The organism is Photorhabdus temperata (genome assembly GCF_025384845.1).
Classification (GTDB): Bacteria; Pseudomonadota; Gammaproteobacteria; order Enterobacterales; family Enterobacteriaceae; genus Photorhabdus; species Photorhabdus temperata.
Map to the genome: position 1 here is coordinate 27,001 of NZ_JAJAFX010000010.1, position 18,753 is coordinate 45,753.

16 protein-coding genes and 2 pseudogenes are annotated in these 18,753 nt (G+C 36.7%); all 18 read left to right on the plus strand.

Translation table 11 applies throughout. From position 1 onward, the window contains the following. The first annotated feature begins 765 nt into the window (after positions 1 to 765). The 18 genes and pseudogenes from LGZ99_RS05650 (at position 766) to LGZ99_RS05740 (ending at position 18,740) form a co-directional block, all read left to right on the plus strand. Entirely contained in the window at positions 766 to 1,743 is a 978-nt protein-coding gene (locus tag LGZ99_RS05650; RefSeq protein WP_262978925.1) for an FAD-binding oxidoreductase, read from the plus strand. An 11-nt stretch (positions 1,744 to 1,754) separates the two neighbouring features. Beyond that, the gene (rfbF, locus tag LGZ99_RS05655; RefSeq protein ID WP_262978926.1) at positions 1,755 to 2,531 is read left to right on the plus strand and encodes a glucose-1-phosphate cytidylyltransferase; all 777 of its coding nucleotides are present in this window, start codon (positions 1,755 to 1,757) and stop codon (positions 2,529 to 2,531) included. Between the two features lie 5 nt (positions 2,532 to 2,536). Beyond that, positions 2,537 to 3,610 (plus strand): CDP-glucose 4,6-dehydratase, encoded by a 1,074-nt coding sequence (gene rfbG, locus LGZ99_RS05660; RefSeq protein ID WP_262978951.1) that lies wholly within the window; start codon positions 2,537 to 2,539, stop codon positions 3,608 to 3,610. 132 nt (positions 3,611 to 3,742) lie between these two features. Continuing rightward, entirely contained in the window at positions 3,743 to 5,056 is a 1,314-nt protein-coding gene (gene rfbH, locus LGZ99_RS05665) for a lipopolysaccharide biosynthesis protein RfbH (RefSeq protein ID WP_262978927.1), read from the plus strand. 23 nt (positions 5,057 to 5,079) lie between these two features. Further along, the gene (locus tag LGZ99_RS05670; RefSeq protein WP_262978928.1) at positions 5,080 to 6,144 is read left to right on the plus strand and encodes an NAD-dependent epimerase/dehydratase family protein; all 1,065 of its coding nucleotides are present in this window, start codon (positions 5,080 to 5,082) and stop codon (positions 6,142 to 6,144) included. Next, positions 6,141 to 6,950, plus strand: a complete 810-nt coding sequence (locus LGZ99_RS05675) for a transketolase (RefSeq protein ID WP_262978929.1) — start codon at positions 6,141 to 6,143, stop codon at positions 6,948 to 6,950. Before LGZ99_RS05670 ends, LGZ99_RS05675 begins: the two co-directional genes overlap by 4 nt. Beyond that, positions 6,943 to 7,842, plus strand: a complete 900-nt coding sequence (locus LGZ99_RS05680) for a transketolase family protein (protein WP_262978930.1) — start codon at positions 6,943 to 6,945, stop codon at positions 7,840 to 7,842. The genes LGZ99_RS05675 and LGZ99_RS05680 overlap by 8 nt, the downstream gene beginning before the upstream one ends. Before the next feature lie 256 nt (positions 7,843 to 8,098). After that, complete coding sequence (locus LGZ99_RS05685; RefSeq protein ID WP_262978952.1) at positions 8,099 to 8,338, plus strand: thiamine pyrophosphate-dependent enzyme; 240 nt, start codon at positions 8,099 to 8,101, stop codon at positions 8,336 to 8,338. A 229-nt stretch (positions 8,339 to 8,567) separates the two neighbouring features. Continuing rightward, the gene (locus LGZ99_RS05690) at positions 8,568 to 9,020 is read left to right on the plus strand and encodes a hypothetical protein (RefSeq protein WP_262978931.1); all 453 of its coding nucleotides are present in this window, start codon (positions 8,568 to 8,570) and stop codon (positions 9,018 to 9,020) included. A 29-nt stretch (positions 9,021 to 9,049) separates the two neighbouring features. Continuing rightward, positions 9,050 to 10,402: a hypothetical protein gene (locus tag LGZ99_RS05695; protein ID WP_262978932.1), complete on the plus strand. Its 1,353-nt coding sequence runs from the start codon at positions 9,050 to 9,052 to the stop codon at positions 10,400 to 10,402. Between the two features lie 18 nt (positions 10,403 to 10,420). Beyond that, positions 10,421 to 11,401, plus strand: coding sequence for a glycosyltransferase family 2 protein (locus LGZ99_RS05700; protein ID WP_262978933.1), 981 nt, complete (start codon positions 10,421 to 10,423; stop codon positions 11,399 to 11,401). A 9-nt stretch (positions 11,402 to 11,410) separates the two neighbouring features. Then, the gene (locus LGZ99_RS05705) at positions 11,411 to 12,523 is read left to right on the plus strand and encodes a glycosyltransferase (RefSeq protein ID WP_262978934.1); all 1,113 of its coding nucleotides are present in this window, start codon (positions 11,411 to 11,413) and stop codon (positions 12,521 to 12,523) included. A gap of 271 nt (positions 12,524 to 12,794) precedes the next feature. Further along, positions 12,795 to 13,549 (plus strand): annotated as a pseudogene (locus LGZ99_RS05710) (IS630 family transposase); the annotation flags it as partial. Between the two features lie 527 nt (positions 13,550 to 14,076). After that, a pseudogene (locus tag LGZ99_RS05720) lies at positions 14,077 to 14,575 on the plus strand (IS5 family transposase); the annotation flags it as partial. A gap of 124 nt (positions 14,576 to 14,699) precedes the next feature. Beyond that, on the plus strand, positions 14,700 to 14,918 hold the full coding sequence (locus LGZ99_RS05725; RefSeq protein ID WP_262978956.1) for a hypothetical protein: 219 nt from the start codon (positions 14,700 to 14,702) through the stop codon (positions 14,916 to 14,918). A gap of 232 nt (positions 14,919 to 15,150) precedes the next feature. Beyond that, positions 15,151 to 16,449, plus strand: a complete 1,299-nt coding sequence (locus LGZ99_RS05730; RefSeq protein ID WP_262978935.1) for a hypothetical protein — start codon at positions 15,151 to 15,153, stop codon at positions 16,447 to 16,449. 31 nt (positions 16,450 to 16,480) lie between these two features. Further along, entirely contained in the window at positions 16,481 to 17,569 is a 1,089-nt protein-coding gene (locus LGZ99_RS05735; protein ID WP_262978953.1) for a glycosyltransferase family 4 protein, read from the plus strand. A 22-nt stretch (positions 17,570 to 17,591) separates the two neighbouring features. Further along, on the plus strand, positions 17,592 to 18,740 hold the full coding sequence (locus tag LGZ99_RS05740; RefSeq protein ID WP_262978936.1) for a glycosyltransferase family 4 protein: 1,149 nt from the start codon (positions 17,592 to 17,594) through the stop codon (positions 18,738 to 18,740). Positions 18,741 to 18,753: the final 13 nt, after the last annotated feature.

Sequence of the window (18,753 nt, forward strand, 5' to 3'; positions counted from 1 at the left end):
CAGATCAGAAAAGATAACATTTTCACACCTTTATTTAATTAAACAGCTAACTGAATCCTTCTTAAGTCTACCGAACTTGACTCTCACCTAGTAAATAACCTCAAATCCAATCACAGGAACGATTCTAACAAAAAACCATCAAAACCCCTGATTGGCCGCCTTATTTTATCAATTAATTAAACAAGCAGCGTATTAAGCTTGACCCGGAGAAGCTTACAGTTTACTCTCCCTCCAAATAGTTACAAAACCTTATCCCCCATTACTTTTTGTTACGACAGACAAAAGTACTGGAAAATCAATATAGTGGGCAAGATTAGAGAATTCTATAGGCGTTCTGGGAGCCAACAACCTAGTGCGGTAGCTTTATTTAATGATTATTAACATGCTGACTCAGGTCTTTCATCTGTATATACAAGGAAATCCCTACATGTTAAGTAAAAATCATTAAATAACCTCATTTAATGGTTAACCATACAATTAACCTAAATCAGTAATAATATAAATAGCTTGACCAAATTAATATGAAAGGCATCATTCTAGCCGGTGGTTCCGGTACCGGATTATGCTCTATAATAATAGGTGTATCTAAACAGCCTTTTCCCTGCATATGATTAAATCCACTATCTGTACTGACGTTAAATACCTTTTCATAATGTGGAAGATGAGAATCTTGCGATTGACTGGCCTTTGGAAATCTCCCCTCAGCTTTCTGTTAAAGACCAAACCGCTCCGACATTTACAGATGCACAATATTATAAGTGAATAATGACTACGATAGTTAAATTGACTCCCTCTCAGGTTAAATTCAGCGCAGTAAAAAATAAAACAATTCTTGAATCTGCGCTGGAATCTAGCGTAATACTAGAATATAGCTGTAAGAATGGTTCATGTGGTATGTGCGAATCACTTCTACTTGCTGGTGAAGTTTCCGATGAACAAGAGCGTGTATATAAGGCTGGCGAGCGTTTCTTGACTTGCCAATGTAAGCCTAGCTCTGATGAGATTGTCATAGAAGCTGAATATTATCCAGAGCTTGCTGAGCTAACGAAAAAAATTGTGCCCTGCAAAGTCAGTTCAACCAGCATAGCGGCAGATGAATATATGGTCATTAAATTCAGGCTACCACCCACTGCATCTTTTGCATTCTTACCCGGTCAATATATTAATCTTCATTATCAAAGTGTGGTACGAAGCTATTCCATTGCCAATGCTACGGTTTCAGAAGGGATCGAATTACATATTAGACAGGTCGCCAATGGGACTATGAGTGGGCTTTTATTCAACGAACTGACTGTGAATACCCTGATGAGACTGGAGGGGCCATTGGGAACATTCTTTGTCAGAGACGATGATCGACCAATTATCTTTCTTGCTGGCGGTACCGGGTTTGCTCCAGTTAAAGCTATGGTAGAAAAACTTATCGAACAAAATTCCAAACGTGATATTCACATCTATTGGGGAATGAACAGCGGAGCTGATTTCTATTTAGACCTTCCGATAGAATGGGCTACCAAGCATGAGAATATACATTACGTACCCGTAGTATCTGGTGAAGATTCTCAATGGTCAGGAAGAAGAGGATTCGTACATAAGGCGGTAATGGAGGATTTTGATAGTCTCTCAGCATTTGCCGTCTATGCCTGTGGATCTCCAATTATGATCGAAGCAGCAAGAGCTGATTTTGTAAAAAATGGATTGCCTGGGAAGCACTTCTTCTCTGATGCATTCACCGTATCTAAATAAATGAGGAAATCATGAAGGCAGTAATATTGGCCGGGGGCTTGGGTACCCGCCTGAGCGAAGAGACAGTGGTAAAACCGAAGCCTATGGTGGAGATTGGTGGAAAACCTGTCTTATGGCACATCATGAAAATGTACTCTGCTCACGGTATTAATGACTTTATCATCTGCTGTGGTTACAAGGGATATGTTATCAAAGAGTATTTTGCCAACTATTTCCTGCATATGTCTGACGTAACATTTTATATGGCAGAGAATCGGATGGAAGTGCATGAAAAACGAGCTGAGCCTTGGAATGTCACCTTGGTTGACACCGGGGATACCTCTATGACAGGAGGACGTCTGAAACGAGTAGCGGATTATATAAGGGACGATGACGCTTTTCTGTTTACCTATGGTGACGGTATTTCCGATGTAAATATTCAGGCCACTATCGATTTCCATCGCAATCATGGAAAACTGGCTACCCTTACCGCCACCTTCCCACCGGGACGTTTTGGTGCGCTTGATATCAACAAGAATAAACAAATCCGCTCTTTCCAAGAAAAGCCAAAAGGCGATGGTGCCATGATCAATGGTGGTTTCTTTGTACTCAGCCCAAAAGTGATTGATCTCATCGATAATGATGCTACTACCTGGGAACAAGAACCGCTAATGACCCTAGCAGAACAGGGCGAATTGATGGCATATGAACATACAGGTTTCTGGCAACCCATGGATACTTTGCGCGACAAACATTATCTCGAAGCATTATGGGAGAAGAGGCAGGCTCCGTGGAAGATTTGGGAGTAAACACCGTGATTGAAGCGAACTTTTGGTGTGGAAAACGCGTTTTTCTCACAGGTCATACCGGTTTTAAAGGGGGATGGCTCTCCCTGTGGCTTGAAGAGATGGGAGCAATTGTTCGCGGGTATTCGCTGCCTGCACCGACTGAACCCAGTCTGTTTGAAGTGGCGAGCGTTTATAAAGGGCTACTCTCTGAAGAGGGAGATATCCGAGATTTCTTCCATCTGCGTGAAACCATAACTGACTTCAAACCCGAGATAGTCTTTCACATGGCTGCGCAGCCACTGGTAAGGCTCTCTTATGATGACCCTATTGAAACCTATTCCACCAATGTGATGGGTACAGTCTATCTGCTGGAAGCTATCAAGCAGGTTGGCGGGGTTAAGGCAGTTGTCAACATTACCAGTGACAAATGTTACGAAAATAGGGAATGGGTTTGGGGCTACCGTGAAAACGAAGCTATGGGTGGCTACGACCCCTATTCCAATAGCAAAGGATGTGCAGAGCTGGTAGCTTCTGCCTACCGTAACTCTTTCTTTAATCCCAAAGATTATGAGCATCATGGGGTCGCTCTGGCATCAGTACGAGCCGGTAATGTGATTGGCGGAGGTGATTGGGCCAAGGATAGACTGATCCCAGATATTTTACGCTCTTTTCAAAATAACGAACCTGTTGTGATCCGTAATCCTCACTCTATTCGTCCATGGCAGCATGTATTGGAACCACTTTCCAGCTATCTGCTATTAGCTCAACACCTTTACCGGGATAGATGTGCCTTCGCTGAGGGATGGAACTTTGGCCCCAATGACAATGATGCCAAGCCGGTACAGTTTATTGTTGAAACGATGGTCCAAATATGGGGAAAGGATGCCACTTGGCAACTCGATGGCACAGAACACCCGCATGAAGCGCATTACCTAAAGCTGGACTGCTCCAAAGCTAAGATGAGAATGGGCTGGCATCCCCGCTGGGATCTGGTCAATACACTGGAACGTATCGTCAACTGGCATAAGGCATGGTTGGCAGGTAAGGATATGCGTGAAACCTCACTGCGCGAAATTCGTGATTACATGGCTGCACAATAAAATGAATCTGCCACGGTCACATGACTTTTGAGGTTTATAGCCGTAATATATCGCCCCTTTATATTTTTGTTTGTCTGCCGCCCTGAGGCCAGCAAAGACAGGTAATACAATCCATTGATAGGAAATGAATTAATGAGTTCTCAAGCATTACGTGAACAGATCTCCTCGCTGGTTGCCCAGTATGCAGAAGAAACGATGGCTCCTAAACCTTTTGTAGCTGGTGCCAGTGTAGTACCACCTTCCGGCAAAGTGATCGGTGCCCGAGAACTGCAATTGATGGTTGAGGCTTCTCTGGATGGCTGGCTGACCGCCGGACGTTTCAATGATGCCTTTGAAAAAAAACTGGGGGAGTATATTGGCGTACCCCATGTGCTAACCACCAGCTCAGGCTCATCTGCCAACCTGCTGGCATTAACCGCACTGACTTCCCATAAGCTGGGTGAACGTGCACTTAAACCGGGTGATGAAGTCATTACTGTAGCGGCCGGTTTCCCGACTACTGTTAACCCGACTATCCAAAACGGTCTTATCCCCGTCTTCGTTGATGTGGATATTCCGACCTACAATATCGATCCGACACTGATTGAAGCAGCGGTGACCGATAAGACCAAAGCTATCATGATCGCCCATACTTTGGGTAACCCGTTTAACCTGGCCGAAGTGCGCCGTATCGCCGATAAGTATAACTTGTGGCTTATTGAAGACTGCTGTGATGCACTGGGTACCCGTTATGACGGTAAAATGGTCGGTACTTTCGGTGATATTGGTACTGTTAGCTTCTACCCTGCGCACCATATCACTATGGGGGAAGGCGGTGCTGTGTTTACCAAGTCAGGTGAACTGAAAACAATTATTGAATCTTTCCGAGATTGGGGCCGTGATTGCTATTGTGCACCGGGTTGCGATAACACCTGTGGCAAACGTTTCGGTCAGCTATTAGGGTCATTGCCTCAGGGTTATGATCACAAGTACATCTACTCTCATCTGGGTTATAACCTAAAGATCACCGATATGCAGGCAGCCTGTGGTCTGGCTCAACTAGAGCGTGTTGAAGAGTTTGTTGAACAGCGTAAAGCTAACTTTGCCTATTTGAAAGCAGGTCTGGAAAACTGCACTGAGTTCCTTGAGTTGCCAGAAGCAACCGAAAACTCTGAACCTTCCTGGTTTGGTTTTCCTATTACCCTAAAAGAGACCAGCGGTATTAACCGTGTTGAACTGGTTAAGTTCTTGGATGAAGCCAAAATTGGTACGCGTCTGCTGTTTGCCGGCAACCTAACCCGTCAACCCTATTTTGCTAACCGTAATTATCGTGTGGTTGGCAAGTTGACCAATACCGACCGCATTATGAATCAAACTTTCTGGATTGGTATTTATCCTGGCTTGACCAATGACCACTTGGATTATGTCATTGCTAAATTTGAAGAGTTTTTTGGGTTGAATTTCTGACAATAAATAGATGGTAGCCAGCAATGGCTACCTTAAAAATAATGAATAGTATATTAAGAGATGATTTACAGAGGTTAATTTCAGATAATAGAAATTTATTTTCATCCTTTCATGAACAAAAAATATTTATTACGGGAGGAACTGGATTTATTGGTAAGTGGTTATTATATAGTTTATGTTATGCCAATGATGAATTAAAATTATCATGTGAGCTCATTGTTATTAGCCGAAATCCAGAAAAGTTTATTCAAGATAATCCTTATTTTAAATTACGTCAGGATGTTTATTTTATTAAATCTGATGTGGTTTTATTACATCCAAATGAACTACCTAAATGTGATTATTATATTCATGCAGCAACGGATGTGGCAGATCCGTCAGGTTCTACAGATTATCTGAGTATAATGGATGTAAATACTAAGGGTACAACAAATATTTTGGAAGCGGCGCGATTAGCTGGCGCTAAGTCGGTTTTACTTCTTAGCAGTGGTGCTGTTTATGGTGCTCAGCCTACTCAATTGGATTATTTTACTGAAGAATATAACGGTGCTCCTTCTTCAACTGATGTTAAGTCAGCTTATGGGTTAGGCAAACGCTATTCAGAATGGTTAAGTTCTTTATATCATTCTAAATATTCATTAAACGTTATCAGTGCTCGTTGCTTCGCATTTGTTGGACCATTTCTACCTTTAGATAAGCATTTCGCAATTGGTAATTTTATTAATGATGCGATACATGGACGAGATATAAATATTGGTGGAGATGGAACACCTCTGCGTTCTTATATGTATGCAACAGATTTAACGAAATGGCTCTTAGTATTAATGCTCAATGGTAAAGGTGCAGTTGCATATAATGTAGGTTCTGATCAAGCTATTTCAATTGCAGAACTTGCACAGTTGGTCTCAGATGTTGTAAATCCATCATCCAAAATTCATATAGCTAAAACCCCCGTCCCAGGCACTCCTCCTGCGAGGTATATTCCCTCTATCCAAAAATCTTATCAAGAACTGGGGTTATCGATTCATACTACGTTGACAAATGCTATTGAAAGAACTGCACATTGGGCAATTGAGGAAAAAAAATGAATTCAGTTATCTTAGGCAATCAGATTAGAAAGTCTGTACTTGAATTGTGTCATAAGAAAAAGGCATCACATATAGGTGGTGCTTTTTCAATCGCAGATGTTCTTGCAGTATTATATAGTAATGTCATGAATGTAAAAGTTGATAATCCCGATTGGCCTGAACGTGATCGCTTATTTTATAGTAAAGGGCATGCATGCACAGCTTTATATGCGGTTCTTCAGGAAAAAGGATTTTTCAAAGAATTAAATCTATTCGAAGATTACACATCAGATAGTTCATACTTTACATCTCATGTGAACCATAAGTTACCAGGTATTGAACTATCAACAGGTAGCCTTGGTCATGCTCTCGGTGTAGCTTGTGGCGTTGCTCTAGCTGCTAGACGCCAAAATAAGAAATATCATATTTATACTATTGTCAGCGATGGAGAATTGGATGAAGGATCGAATTGGGAAGCTATATTATTTGCTCCTCATCATAAATTGGACAATATGACATTGATTGTTGATTATAATAAAATCCAGAGTTTTGGTCGGATTGAAGAAGTTCTTGCACTTGAGCCACTGAAAGATAAATTTGAAGCTTTTCAATGGAATGTTATCGATATTGATGGTCATGACCACCGAGCAATCAAGAATGCATATGATATTAAATTTGATAACCTTAAACCTAAAGTGATTATTGCTCATACAGTTAAAGGAAAAGGGGTTTCTTTCATGGAGAATGAATTGCTCTGGCATTATCGTTCACCAAGTGATGAGGAATATATTAAAGCACTGGGAGAACTGGAGGCGAATAATGCGTAATACTTTTATAAAATCTTTATGCGAGCAGGCAGAAAGAAACGACAAAATATTTTTACTCTGTGGTGATTTAGGTTTTTCTGTTCTTGAACAATTTGCTGAGCGTTTTCCTGACCGCTACTTAAATGTGGGAATTGCAGAACAGAATATGCTACAAGTTGCATCGGGTCTTGCTTTAGAAGGTTATAAAGTATTTGTTTATTCGATAGGTAATTTTCCTACATTAAGGGCAATGGAACAGATCCGTTATGATGTTTGCTATCATAATTTAGATGTGACAATAGTTGCTGTAGGTGCAGGTTACGCTTATGGACCACTAGGAACATCACATCATACGACTGAAGACATCGCGATGATGAGAGCCATTCCTAATATGTTTGTGTGTGCTCCGGGAGATCCTGCTGAAGCTGAATTAGTGGCAAAAGAATTGTGTGAGCGGCATAATGGCCCGGCTTATGTAAGAGTTAATAAGGCTGGTGAAAAACGAATACATATTGAAAAATTAGAATCAGAAAAGGAATTGCCAATCTTTATTAAAAAGAAAGGAAATGATTCAACTGTTGTATTTTCTACCGGAGCAGTCCTCTCCTACTCACTAAGCCAATTAGAATCTGAATATGATGATTATGTGTTATATTCAGTTCCTTTTATCTCAGGTTTAACAAAAGAAGCGATTTTGAAATCAATATTATCTGCCAATAATGTCATTACAATTGAAGAGCATCAGCTTAATGGCGGTTTTGGTAGCCATATTCTTGAGTTATGTAACGATTTATATTCATCCGGAAAATTGTCTGTATTTCCTAAAATACGGAGAATTGGAATAAATAATCAATTTACTGGTGTTGCTGGCTCTCAGGATTATTTAAGAGAAATATCGGGTGTTCATTTTTAATGCTTATAATTATATTATAAATATGTATCCAATAGATAGATGATTATTGTTTGTGAGATATTCATTATGTTTCTTACATGTCCATTAAAGTCTAATTATTAGTTTGTGGTTTTTTAATAGGCTATCCATGGTGGTTAATCCAGAGTTTTCTATTAGTCCATTTGATTTGTGTCGGTCTCTAAATACGGTTTTTCGTGATCGAGATGTGCATTATGTAGCTGATGTTGGTAATAACCAAATGTGAGCTACACACTTTATATTACTAACTAGAAAACAAGCTATGCATCATTCTGTTGGCTTAGGAGCAATGGGATTTATCCCTACCGCAATCGGAATTTCGTATGCAAGTCAATTACCTGTGGTGGTTCTGACTGGTGATGGAGGAGCACAACTCAATATCCAAGAACTACAAGAACTAGATATTATTGTTCGTGAAAATTTACCTAGATTCCCTTGGCATGGTTCGCTCATTTCAAGAAATGTATTTTTATGGTAGAAATTAATCAACATATTGGAATGGTTATAGTTCTTCATTTTGCAGAGTGGGCAAGACTTATTATAATATTATTTCTTTTTTAATATCTGATATAAATGAATTCACAATCTTGGTAGAAAAATTTTTGAATCAGCCTACGCCAATGTTAATTGAAATCTTGATGAGTGAAGCCCGAGAATGTCGTCCAAGATTAGCTTTTGGTAACCCTATTGATAAAAAATTAATTTAAATGAAGGTGGCTATTTTAGGGGCAACGAGTCAAATTGCTAAAGATCTTCTCCGTCAATGGTCAGATAAAAAGCAAAAACATGAATTGTATTTATTTGCACGCCGTATTACCGTAGTAGAAGATTTTATAAGTACTGTAGTTTGGCACAACAATGTTAAGATCTATTGTCTGGAGCAGTTTACATCAACAAAAATAAAATTTGACGCTATTCTGAATTTTATAGGTATAAGTGATCCATCACTTGTTGCTGATCGTTCTACTGAAATTATCGATGTTACCTCTTATAAGATTAAAGCTAATATTATTAATGCAACCGGATTAAAGAAAAATTATTACTCAACTAATTATAAAGCTCGAATGTTCGGATATAATCCATGCTATTCATCATTAGATACTATTTCTATAGAAAGCTCTATGATTTTAAACACCGCAGGAAATAATTTTAATATTTGACCCATAGAAATAAAATTCATTGGTGGTTTATGTTAAAAAATTTAGCATTCATTCTGGGTATAGATAAAGCAATTTTTTATACTTTGTTGGCTAGAGGATGGGGAGCCGCTTCCAGTCTTATTACACTATATTTGATCTCTTTATTCCTAATGCCCAGCGAACAAGGATATTATTATACTTTTGCAAGTATATTGGGAATACAAGTAATTTTTGAACTAGGTTTTGGTGCTGTCTTAGTTCAATTTGTTAGCCATGAGATGGTAGGTATCTCTCTTAAAGATGGTAAAATCTCAGGAATACCTTATCACCTTTCAAGGTTATTCTATTTAATTAGATTGGCTATTCGTTGGTATGCTTTTATTAGCTTATTTGTACTAATATTAATTTTCCCTATCGGATTTGTTTTTTTTAAAAATTCTCCTGCAGATGAAGTTGGAATAATTTATTGGAAGTTACCTTGGCTATTTTTAGTAATAAGTTCTTCACTGTCTTTATTAGTGACACCAATAATATCAATAGCTGAAGGCTGTGGTTTTATCTCTCAAATAGCGAAAATGCGTTTTATCCAATCAATTCTTAGTGGTTTGTTTGCTTGGTTTTTCCTTTCTTTAGGGCATGGATTATATGCAGCTGGGGCCGCGTCTCTATCTTTTTTTCTTGTTAGTATATTTTGGATAAAGGTACATTTTTATAAGATAATAAAACAAGCATTTTGTAAAAATACACAAGATATCAATAATCCTTTATCTTGGATTAAAGAGATTTTTCCTATACAATGGAAAATTGGTCTAAGCTGGTTGTGTGGGTATTTTATATTTCAACTTTTCACTCCATTTGCATTCAAAGTGTTTGGATCATATTTTGCAGGTCAATTAGGGCTTTCATTAAGCCTTGTTACATTGATGTCAACAATTTCTTTATCATGGCTTACGACTAAGATTCCAAAATTTGGTTTTCTCATTGCTAACAATCAATATTATGAACTGAATATATTATACAATAAAGTATTTCTCCAATCATTATACTTCCTTATTTTTCAAATGGCGTTAGCTGTGTTAATACTACATTTTTCAAAAATTATGGAGTTCACTATTGCAACAAGATTTATACCAACTGAATACTTTATTCTTCTCTGTATTACAATACTTGGTAATCATATTGTTGCATGTCAAGCCACATTCATTAGAGCCCATAAAGTTGAAAAATATCTCTGTAATTCAATAGCTACAGCTATTTTAGTCTTTCTAGGACTGTATGTCATTAGTTATACTACACAGGCATATTATATTATAATTTCCTATTTTTTAGTTATTTGGGGTTTTTGTGTTCCTCATAGTTGCTATACATTTTTTCAGTTCAAATCAGCTTGTAATATAAAATAATTTAACGAGTTTATAAAAATGACGTCTTTATCCATTTTAATTCCTACATATAATCATGCTCTTTTTTTGCCGAAATTGTTGAATTCAATAATTAGCCAGCTTCTATCTATAAATAAAAATATTGAAGTGATTATATCTGATAATGCATCGCCTGATAAAACTGAAGAACTCTGTATGGAGTACAACGATAAATATGATTTTGTAACATATTATAGACAAGAAGAAAATATTGGTTTTGAAAATAATGTAGTAACTTTACTGAGAAAAGCAAAAAATGAATATGTATGGATTATTGGTAGTGATGATTGGCTTGAAGATGGAGCTATTAATTACATTTTTGAATGTTTGCAATCCAATACAGGAATATCTGGTTTAACAATGGAAATAAATTCATATTCGAAAGATGAGAGGCCTCTTGTTATTAATGGAAATTTTTCACAAACTATTATATTGAATGGCATGAGTGAAATATACTCATATAAAAAAATGGGGTATCGATTTGGTTTTATTAGTGCTCATGTTTTTAAACGCCAACTAGCATTATATTTGCTAGATAAAAAACTTGTTAATGTTAATGCTCATTTAATCCATAGCATACTGACCAGCATGTGCAATATATGGCCAACATGGATTTTTATCCCTTATGGACTATTAGCCTGGCGTTCAGAAAATGATAATCTTGCAAAAAGAATTGGTCTATATAAACGTTATCTTATTGATATAGATTGCTACCTTAACAATATTGATAAAGCTGTTCTTCAGAAAGATATTAGGGATGAATTTGTTAACAATCAATTAATGTATTGCGTTCGTGGTTATATAGTATCTTCCGCAATGAATTTTTTACCATCTTATTCTATCCGAATTGATTCTTTATATAGATTTTGGTTATACAATAAATATTGGTCTATTATCTTCCCTATTAGCACAATGCCTAATTTTATTATTCGAATTCTAAAAAAACAATATTATTTATTGAAAAATTTAATTTCAAATTAAGTAAAAACTATGACTAAAAAAAAGATAACTATTGTCTTACCCAATTTAAATGCAGGTGGTGCTGAACAAGTTGTTTTAGTATTATCTAAATGGTTGGCTTTTTATGGGCATGACGTGAAATTAGTTCTGTTTAACAAAACCGGACAATTTTTGACTCGTTTGCCTAATGGCTTGGAACCTATTACCCCTAAGTTTAACTTAGGTAAAATTTTTAATTTAATCCAATCTTTTGGAATAATAATTAAGTGTGCCAGGAAATCAGATGTAATATTAGCTGGGTTAGAATTATCCCCAACATATATATGTTATTTGATTGGAGCCCTGACAAATAAACCAGTAATTGGATGGTTGCATATTGATCTTTGTGAGTATTTTAAAAGATTACGTTTTATTCACAAATATATAATGAAATTTATTTACCCTCGCCTAGATGCTGTTGTTGCTGTGTCAGAAGGTGTTAAAGAGACAGCCATTCGCGAAGTATTAGGTGGTAATTGTGCTTCTATTGTCCGAATCTATAATATTAATTATAATCTCAGATCGTATACAGAACAATCCTGCCATATAAACGAAATAATTACTAATAAAAAATACATCCTTGCAGTAGGAAGACTTACTGAGCAAAAAGGCTTTGACCTTATTATTAAAGCACATTCCAAATTAGTTGAGTATAATCCTGATCTTCATCTTCTCATTCTTGGTGAAGGACCAGAACGTACCAAACTAGAACAACTTGTCAAAGAGTTAAAAATTTCTAACTATGTTCATATGCCTGGTTTTGTTGACAATGTTACTAAGTATTATGAACATTGCTGGCTATTTGTTCATCCTGCCAGATTCGAAGGTCTAGGTATGGTGCTTATTGAAGCGATGGCAAAAGGAAAACCAGTTATTGCGACTAATTGTCCATCAGGTCCTAATGAAATTTTATGTGGCGGGGAGTTTGGGGTTCTTATTCCTCCCAATAATATAGACCTAATAATCCAAAGTATTATTAAGTTTGAATCTGATGCTTATTATGAGCATTATTCTATGCTATCAACTAAAAGAGCAAAGGATTTTTCTTATATAAAAATAATTCCAGAGTGGGAAATATTATTAAATAAATTAATACGCATCTAATTAATTGTCAGGGCGGGATTTTACTTCGTTTAAAAATCAATTTCATGACGCTTGTAGGTAAAATCTGATTCATTTTCTTGAATGAAACAATAAATGTCTCACGTAGGAGAGTATTTTTAGGTTAAAAAACAATCCATTTAAAAGTGGAATCCCTCCCTGAATTAATTGTATAAATAAGAATTCACAATAATAGAACACTTGAAAGGAACTCAGTCCGATTTTTACGATCTGACGATTGCTAAAAATCACAAATCACTAAATGGACTGAGTTATGCCTATCATAGCACCAATACCTCGAAATAAACGACAGAAAATGAAAAAGCTTATCCAGAAAACCCGTAAGGACTATGCTAGCCGACAGATGGCACTATCGATGCTATACAAGGGGTATGCGGTTTCCCACATTACCAAAACCCTTTGTACCTCACGTTCTTCGCTCAACCACTGGATAAATTGGTTTACATTATATGGACTGAAAGGGCAGGGAGGGCCTGCCGTCTGGAATGTAGGGCCACTTCTCGCTGTTGTTTCTTTCTTATTACAGCATTCTCCACAACATTTTGGTTATCTTCGTTTACGCTGGAGCCTTGAGCTTATCACTCATAAAATCAATATATTACTCTCTCAAAGTACACTTTATCGCTACTTTTATCGGTCGCAAATGGTCTGGCTAAGTGTAGCTACAACCTTAAGATTATCTGACCCTGAACGTGATGAGGAAATGGCAAAAATCACTGAAGCCTTATCCAATATCAGAACAACACCCTGTTTTTTTATGAGGATGATGTGGATATCTACCTTAACCAGAAAACCGGGGTAAATTGGTGTTTCAAGGGACAACAAAAGCGTGTTATGACACACGGAAAGAACCCAAAACATTATCTTGCGGGCTACCTCAAGCGAAAACAAAAAAACACTTATGCTGGTGGCTTGAGAAAGGATTCGGATTTATTTATTAAACTGTTAGATAAACCTAATAATCAATAGATCACCCTGATTTTAGATAACTATTGTATTCATAAAAGTTAGAAAGTCATGGCTTGGCTGGCAAAAAATCCTAAATTTGATCTCTTATTTTTACCCAGGGCGGGATTCCACTTTGTGCAAAAATAAATTAATAGGTGAATATTGATAATCTTGTCCATTCAATACGGCTTTATCAATAGGCTTTAATAGCTATTGCGTGTGTTTTTGAATTTAAATTGATTTATTTTCGAGCAGAATGTCCATGTTAAAATGTGAGATCTCCCCCTGTATTTTTACCGGTTTATTCTCCTTAGTTGAATAAAATTGAACACGTCTCTATGGCAATCCCTGCATGAAACCGTGACACGAAAGCACTATTGTAAATTTATGTGGCAATCGCTTAAAAATGTAAAACCTTCATGGAAATAGCTTCATCACAACAGCAAAAATCAGGGATGATAAAAATGAGTGTATCACTATTATGAAGCTTATTTACACCCAATGGATTTTGAGTCGCAGTACAGCGGTAAGGGAATATCCCTTAGAACCTGTTTACGACCTCTAAAAACTGGCCGATAATACAAGGCATGAGAAAAATATACCCCAGCGATATCACTCACGAACAATTTGCCACCGTACAACCTCTTTTAGAAAGCGTACGTAAGATCACCAAACCACGCACGGTTGAGCTGTATGATGTGTTTTGTGGCGTACTTTATGCACTGACGGGCTGCCAGTGGCGCGCACTGCCCAGCGACTACCCGAAATGGGAAACGGTCTATTCCTATTTCGCCAAGTGGAAAAAATCCGATGCAGATGGCGTTAGTGTTCTTGAGCTGGCTTTAAAAAAAGCAGGTATTAGAGGCCCGTATTCTGGCTGGACGCAATGACTGTCCGAGTCTGCTTCTTATTGTGGATGCCCAGAGTGTAAAAAATACCGATACCGCTGAGGAAAAAGACTACGACGCCGGAAAGAAAGTGTCTGGCATCAAACGGCACATAGCCGTTGATATCCTCGGATTATCCCATGCCGTCGCCATAATCTCGGCAAACGTGACAGATCGCAAAGGCGCTCTTGCTACACTGGCCCCTGTTGAAGTCGCAGACCCTGCAAGTCAAATTACAAGAATAAATATCATGGCATCGCACAGCTGTCCCTGGGTAAGGAATGATGATCCATATGTGGAATCGCTGTTCCGCGCGTTGAAATATGTCCCCCTGTGGCCGGAGACAGGTTCACGACTCTGGAGGAAATCCGACCCGAGTCTGGGCAGATTTGCCCGAAGAATATCGTCACAGTGGACTACGCTATGTCACGCCAGCACACGGCATAGAGGAGAGGAGAAAACTGGATGCGGTTTATCGTGTGGGACAACCGTCTCATATTGAACGCTGGTCAGGCAAGACGAAGGAACAGGAAACCTGTTAGCATTGTGATGTGGAATCCAGAACAGGAAGGAAAAGCGGCTTAAATTAATTAGGGATACCAACTACCTTGATACTTATCTATCTTCGATGGCGACAGGTATAACTCAAATAGAGAAATTCAAAATAAATCATTATTTTTTATTTACATTATATAGAATCTTATTTTCACTCTGGTTCTAACATTTAAATTTATTAATAATATTTTAGTCATTGTTAATGACTGGGGGGATATAGTGATTAAATTTTTTTTTACTTTATCAATATGGACTGCAATTTTTATTCCTATTTTACCAAAAATAATGATACTACCTGAAGTTTATATGTATTTTTATGATATACTTATGGTTGTCTTTTTTATTCCTATTCTACTTCTTAAGCCAAAATGCTTATTATTCTCACAGTCCTCAAAATCTCTAACTATGTTCTGGCTTATTATTTTATTTTCATCATTGCTCTGGTCAAATTATATATTTTCTCCAATAGGACTTGCTAAAATATTCAAAGGAATGATTTATATACCTCTCATATATGCAGCATCTCTAGGTGGGATTATTGTACTGAAAAGAATAATATCTATATCTATAATTTCACAATCACTAAATCTAATATTTTATATCCATAACCTAATTTTGAATGGATTTTCAATTTGGGATGCAGAAAAACTATCATCTGGATTTAGTAATAAGTATTTTGATTTTTCTGATTTTATCATCAGAAATATTCAGGGACAAGGTGCTCATGGTATCTGGGGTACATATTGTGCTATGAGCCTCGCATTAGCCTTTTTTTTGTGGAAAAAGGGAAGTATTAGCTGTGGAAAAACTTGCTTAGTAGCAATACTATCCTTAATAAATATTGCTGCAACTGTTAGCCGAGAGTCCGCGCTAATTTTAATTTTGATGATGTTTTTATTCTTTTTCACTTCAGGATTTCGTTATATTTTATATTTTTTCATTACTTCTGTTGCTCTTTGTCTAATCTCAACATCAATAATTTTGTATTTTAATATTGACTTTAAAACAATACCAATTATTGCTAAGATGTTATATACCGTACACTCAGTTGAAATTAATGGAAACGAATCCAATATTTCATTAAGATTAGGGGCTTGGTGGCTCATTATATATAGTTTTATCTCCCAACCCATATTCTTAATTACTGGGGTTGGTTATAATTTAGAGCTCTTAAGTTTTCTAATGAGCAAAAATTCAGATGCAGCAGGAATTTTTAAATATGTTCCTTTACCTGAAAGTTTATTCTTTTTTTCATTATCTTTTGGTGGAATCATATCTGTTTTTGTTATTTCTATTTTCATATTTAATGCTTTTAAATTATTTTTACTGGATCGTGACTCGAAGATACTAGTGTGTTTTTTGGTTGGATTAACAGTTGCCAACATTCTATCTGGTGCCTCAATTCTATCAGATCTTGTTTATAGTCAATTTTTAATGATTCTTGGCTATTTCGTCGGAAACGTTAAATATCGTAATATAATAGCACTACATCATAAAAAAAATATCAAATATTATTAGTAGGTTAAAATTATGGAGAACAGAATTGAAAGTGTTACATATCACATCCAGGGCTGATATTGGTGGTGGTCCGCAACATATTAACACGTTGCTTCAATACGTTAGCAATGATATTGAATACTATATTGCCTGCCCAAAACAAGAACCATACTGGAACAAATATAAAGAACTTATATCTGAAAATAACATGTTTGAAATTCCTTTTAGGAGATGCAATTTAACTTCTTTATTATCAATTCTGAAATTCTGTATAAAAAACAATATAAATATTATTCATTCTCATGGTAAAGGAGCTGGGGTCTATGGGCGCTTACTTAAACTTTTTCTACGATTAAAACACGTACATACACCTCATGGGATTAATCTGAATCAAAAGATATATTTTAAAGAAATTATTTATCTTTCCTATGAATGGTGTACATCATGGTTGACCGACATTGTGATTTTCGTATCTGAGAGTGAAAAACAGAAAGCAATCATTCATAATTTGTACAAAAAAAAAATAGAAAAAGTAATAATCCCTAATGGTGTTCCTATTTGCCCTGACAACAAAAATAATCGCATGTCTCGGGCTTCTTTTAGAAATAATTTTAACTTAGGAGACGATCGTATTATCGTTATATCAATGAGCAGATTCGACAAAGTAAAAAATCTTACTCTAGTAATAGAAATAGCAAAAAAATGCCAAAGTTTGATATTTTTTATTTACGGTGATGGCCCTGAAAAAGATATAGTCATTAAAAAAATCAAAGATGAACAAATTCAAAATGTTATTTTACCAGGTGTTACTCTCGAACCTTATCAAATATTACCATTGTGCGACATATATTTAAGCACATCCCTTATGGAAGGACTTCCTCTTGCTATTTTAGAGGCGATGAGTTGCCAATTACCGATTGTTGCATCAAAAGTCACTGGTAATATTGATTGTATTTCTCATGGAGTTAATGGCTATCTGTATGACTTAGAAGATATAGATAGTGCCGCTAATTTTTGTAATTTATTATATAAAAATCCATGCTTACGTGAAATCATGGGGCAACAAGGTAAAAAAGCTCACAAAAAAAAATATTCGGCGGAACTAATGGCACATCGAGTTCATGAATTTTACTGTTTATGATCTATATTGCGAGTCTATATAAATGCGAGTTTCTATTGTACATGAGTGGTTACTAAGTTTCGCTGGTTCTGAACAAGTAACTGCAAAAATTTTCGATATATTCCCTCAGGCAACATTGTATTCTTTAGTCGACTTTTTGAATGACAGTCAACGACAGAACTTTCATGGAATTTTTCCAATAACTTCATTTATTCAAGACCTTCCATTTGCACATAAATATTATAAGAAATATTTGCCATTAATGCCTTTAGCTGTAGAGCAATTCGATGTTAGTAATGCTGATGTAATAATATCAAGTTCTCATGCCGTCGCCAAAGGGGTACTGACAGGCCCTGATCAATTACATATCAGTTATGTCCATTCTCCAATGCGTTATGCATGGGATCTACAACACCAATATCTAAGAGAATCAGGGCTGAATAAAGGTCTCAAAGGTTGGATAACTAAATGGCTATTACATAGATTACGACTGTGGGATTACCGTACTGCCAATGGTGTTGACCATTTTATTGCTAATTCTCATTTTATCGCCAGACGAATCAAAAAAGTTTATGGTCGTGATGCAACAGTTATCTATCCACCGGTTGCCGTAGATAATTTTCCTTGCGTTGAACAAAAGGAAGATTTCTATTTTACCGCTTCACGCATGGTGCCCTATAAAAAAATGGATCTGATTGTTGAAGCTTTTACTCAGATGCCGGACAAAAAGCTTATTGTGATAGGCGATGGTAGTGAATACAAACGAATAGCAGCACTCGCTGATGGACATTCCAACATTACTTTACTAGGTTACCAGCCGTTTGAAGAACTTAAGTCTTACATGCAACGCGCCAAAGCGTTTGTATTTGCTGCGGAAGAAGACTTTGGTATTACACCCGTTGAAGCGCAAGCCTGTGGCACTCCTGTGATTGCTTTTGGCAAAGGCGGAGCTCTCGAAACAGTTCGACCATTAGGAAAAGATAATCCTACAGGATTGTTTTTCGGAGAACAAAATGTGGAATCACTTTGTTCTACAGTGGAACATTTCGAGCGTAATATTAGTCATATCCATCCTCAGTTCTGCCGTAAAAATGCAGAACGTTTTTCAGAAGTAAGATTTGCTCAAGAATTTACTTCATTTGTTGAAGATAAGTGGCAAGAATTTCAGTCAAAAAAGCAAATTCATTATTAATCAATCGAGATAT